Origin of the sequence: Pseudomonas sp. FH1 (assembly GCF_000510895.2) — a bacterium.
Lineage (GTDB): Bacteria > Pseudomonadota > Gammaproteobacteria > Pseudomonadales > Pseudomonadaceae > Aquipseudomonas > Aquipseudomonas azotoformans_A.
The window spans coordinates 1-3,383 of the sequence record NZ_AOHM01000132.1; the positions used below are offsets into that span (position 1 = coordinate 1).

Genomic DNA, 3,383 nt, shown 5'->3' on the forward strand with positions numbered 1-3,383 from the left:
TAAGGGAGTACACGCGGCCATTAATGGCAGAGTTTGTTCACGCTTGACTGAAGAAGAAGGGTTCCTGATAGCAGAAGAAGTGCAGCTACTCGCGCTTGGGCCTGACGAGGAGTGTCGAATGCTGCCTGACGGCAGTTCAGATCAAGTCTTGTTGGACGTGAGACTTGACCGAAATGAATCGTCACCTGGCGTTTTCTCCCTCGACTTCCGAGTCCAAGAGATACACATTTCTTGCCCATGTGACGACGAGTACTGACAGGATACAAAGCCTAAATCACCGTCTTAATACCCTATACACACCCAACGGGAAACCACCTCCCGTATGGGCCAGGTGGTTTTCACACCTGGAGTCGACCATGAAAAAACTTTCTCACCTAGTATCGCCTGATTTGCTCAAGCTACCGGTCGTGTTGACCCCTAGGGCCTGGCAAGAAGCGGTACATATTGAAAACCAACAGGATGCCTCTGTTATCAGTCAGCGACTGGGCGATGTTGTCCTGGAGGCCTACCGAGAGCTGCATTTGCAACCTGACAGCGACCTGATCCATTTCGGCCTCTATCGCCTGCTGCCTGACGGCAACAGCTCAGATCGAGTCTGGTTGGACTTGAAACTTGACCGAATTGAATCGCCACCTGGCGTTTTCTACCTCTACATCTCACTCAAAGAAGAAATGCACACTTCTTGCCCATAACCGCTTCGGCATTCACAGCACTCCCCCAAGCCCGACATTTGTCGGGCTTTTTTCATTCATAGCAGTGTGGAGCTGCACATGATCAACATCCCAGGCCAACTGGCCATCCGTACCATCAGCGGCCGTAACGGCGACTTCAACGTAGGACGACTTTCAACTTCAATCGGTGAGTTCGTCATCAAAGACGCGCTCCTCGATCAGTACAATGAGGGTAAATACCGAGGCGATTTCCTGATCACAGAAATTCGCCCTTCGTACTACTCGACATCGGGTCGGCTAGTCGTCGAGATTCGTGCAAAACTCGAAAGCATGAGCTTGGACGATGTGGATAAGTTGACAGCGGAAGACGCTGCCACGCTCTCTGCGAGTGAGCCCGACCCCATTGATGAAGAGACCTCTTCAGCGCCGCCAAGGCCTCTCCAACAACGTAAAAAGCTGGCGTCGCCCAAGGGAGCAAACGGCGCTGTCGAACCATCTGCAGCAGAGAATGCCCCCTTTGGGATGCCTCTGCCGAACATGACCAGCAGCGCAGAACAAGATGCGGACCTGTTCGGCACAATCTGGCCTCTGGGCGATACCGTCAAGCTTGACACCACCGTTGATCGTCACCGCTTACGTCAGCAATGCACTCGCTTGGGCGAGCTCGGCTACGTGCTGGATTTCAAACTACAAGTCTGGACGATCTCCAATTTCTGATTGTTTCAACACCCACCCTTGAGGGGCTCCCTCATGGGCGCTCCTTCGCATTTACGGAGCACTATATGAACCCAATTTTCAGCAACCTGACCGCTGCAGTTCTGAACAATATCGACGATCAACTTGCCAACAACGAAGTATCGACGGATGAGGAACTGTGGGATTTCTTCATAGAAGAGCTCGACATGACGGCTGAACAAGCTGATGCCGCCGTGGCACTCCGCTCCCAGTACCTGGGAAAAATCTTTCTGACTGGGCACAGCCCTCTGTTTCATAACGACACGGTTTCGTTCGACCCGAACGATAAAACGTTCAAATCGGACGGAGAGCTGTTTCCCAAGCAATAACACTCACTGATAACACCCCCGAGGGGCTCACCGCCCCTCCGGGCGGGTTCCCTCTTCATAATGGAGGTTCCCATGCCCAGCCCTACCCCGCTCTTCCCAATCGAGGAGTGCAATGACCTATTCGTCGACGCTTGCGCGTGTGACGAGCAACGCAACTTGGTGTTTCTCTCTGCATGGGGCCGTGACACGGCACTGCAGGAGTTCATGGCCAGGCTGACCCTCGGCGCTGCCGAGGATGGTCTGAGTCAGTTTCACCTTGTTGTGGACGGTCGAAGTCTCCCCGTCTTTCCCAACATCGATCTGCTGGAAAAACGCACCACGCGTCAAATGCGCGGGACTTTGTTCGGCAGCTTGATTCACCTCTGGTTGTTCGACCGACGCTGCGTGCAGCCGGATCGAGCCAACCACTTCGCCTACGCCCTTCTTGAGAACGGGCAGTCACCTCATCAAAGGCTTTGGCCGTTGATCCAGGACACCTGCCCTTTACCACTGCTGCCACATTGGCAGAAGCCGGTGATGGACTGGCTCACCCAACACGACATGTTGCAGCTCTTGCCCGGAACATCCGGCGCTGTCGCGGCATGGCGTTTGTCGTTGCAACTCGACGTCCTCGAACCTGCTTTAGGCGATCTCATTCGCCAAGGGCAACTCTCAACCCACGCTCAGTTTTGAGCCTTGATTCAGGAGCCTCATCATGGCCTTGATGTTCCCACGCTTGGCGCGCAACTTCGCTCGCAATGGCTACTACCCCACTGACGAAATAACGCTGGAACGGACCCTGCAGGCGTTGGCACCCTCTCCCACTGGCAAGATGCGGATCTTTGATCCCTGTGCTGGTGAGGGTGTTGCGCTGGCTGAAACGGCTCATGCGCTCGGACGTGACCGCGTAGAGACTTACGCAGTCGAGTACGACCAGGAACGTGCCAATCACTGCAAGAAACTGCTGGATCGCGTGCTGCATAGCGATCTGATGGACACCATGATCAGCCGCCAAGCCTTTGGCCTGCTCTGGCTCAACCCGCCCTACGGTGACTTGGTCGCTGACCATGCAGGTGCGTCACAGTACCAAGGTAACGGCCGTCGGCGCCTGGAGAAGATGTTCTATCAACGGGCGCTTCCACTGCTGCAGTACGGTGGGGTCATGGTGCTGATTGTTCCGCACTACGTGCTGGACGATGAGCTATGCGGATGGTTGTGCAACCACTTCACTGAACTGCGGATCTACAATGCCGCTGATCCAACCTTCAAACAGGTGGTGATCTACGGTGTTCGTATTCGCCGCCAGGACCTGGCTCGACCGCAAGAGGTCAAATACGTACGCGCACGCCTCCAGGCAATTGGCGCCGGCACATTGAGTGCGGAAGCGTTACCAACGAGTTGGCCATGGGAGCCCTACAGGGTTCTCCCGACATCCACTGAGCTGGAACACTTCTACCGTATCAGCCTTGAACCTGAACAGCTCAGCGATGAGGTCAAACGCCTTCGTGGCATGTGGCCGGACTTCACACTGCATTTTGGTCAAAGCGGCGCTCAGCCACGACCTCCCGTAAGGGAACTCTCGCGTTGGCACTTGGCGTTGGCCTTGGCTGCCGGCGCGATATCCGGCGTGGTGACATCCAAAACCGGTCGCGTATTGGCACTCAAGGGC

The 3,383-nt window shown here is 55.3% G+C and carries 5 protein-coding genes; all 5 read left to right on the forward strand.

Going from position 1 to position 3,383, the window contains the following annotated elements; all coding sequences use genetic code 11:
- Positions 1-356 precede the first annotated feature (356 nt).
- Positions 357-692 carry a hypothetical protein gene (locus H096_RS29915; protein ID WP_033902860.1) on the forward strand — a complete coding sequence of 112 codons (336 nt, stop codon included), beginning with the start codon at positions 357-359 and terminating at the stop codon, positions 690-692.
- A gap of 78 nt (positions 693-770) precedes the next feature.
- Positions 771-1,388: a DUF3275 family protein gene (locus tag H096_RS29920; RefSeq protein ID WP_033902861.1), complete on the forward strand. Its 618-nt coding sequence runs from the start codon at positions 771-773 to the stop codon at positions 1,386-1,388.
- A 65-nt stretch (positions 1,389-1,453) separates the two neighbouring features.
- Positions 1,454-1,735 (forward strand): hypothetical protein, encoded by a 282-nt coding sequence (locus H096_RS29925; RefSeq protein WP_033902862.1) that lies wholly within the window; start codon positions 1,454-1,456, stop codon positions 1,733-1,735.
- A 72-nt stretch (positions 1,736-1,807) separates the two neighbouring features.
- Positions 1,808-2,407, forward strand: a complete 600-nt coding sequence (locus H096_RS29930) for a hypothetical protein (protein ID WP_033902863.1) — start codon at positions 1,808-1,810, stop codon at positions 2,405-2,407.
- Between the two features lie 22 nt (positions 2,408-2,429).
- Positions 2,430-3,383, forward strand: a 954-nt coding sequence (locus tag H096_RS29935; protein WP_033902864.1) for a DUF6094 domain-containing protein, incomplete at its 3' end; no start/stop codon positions are given.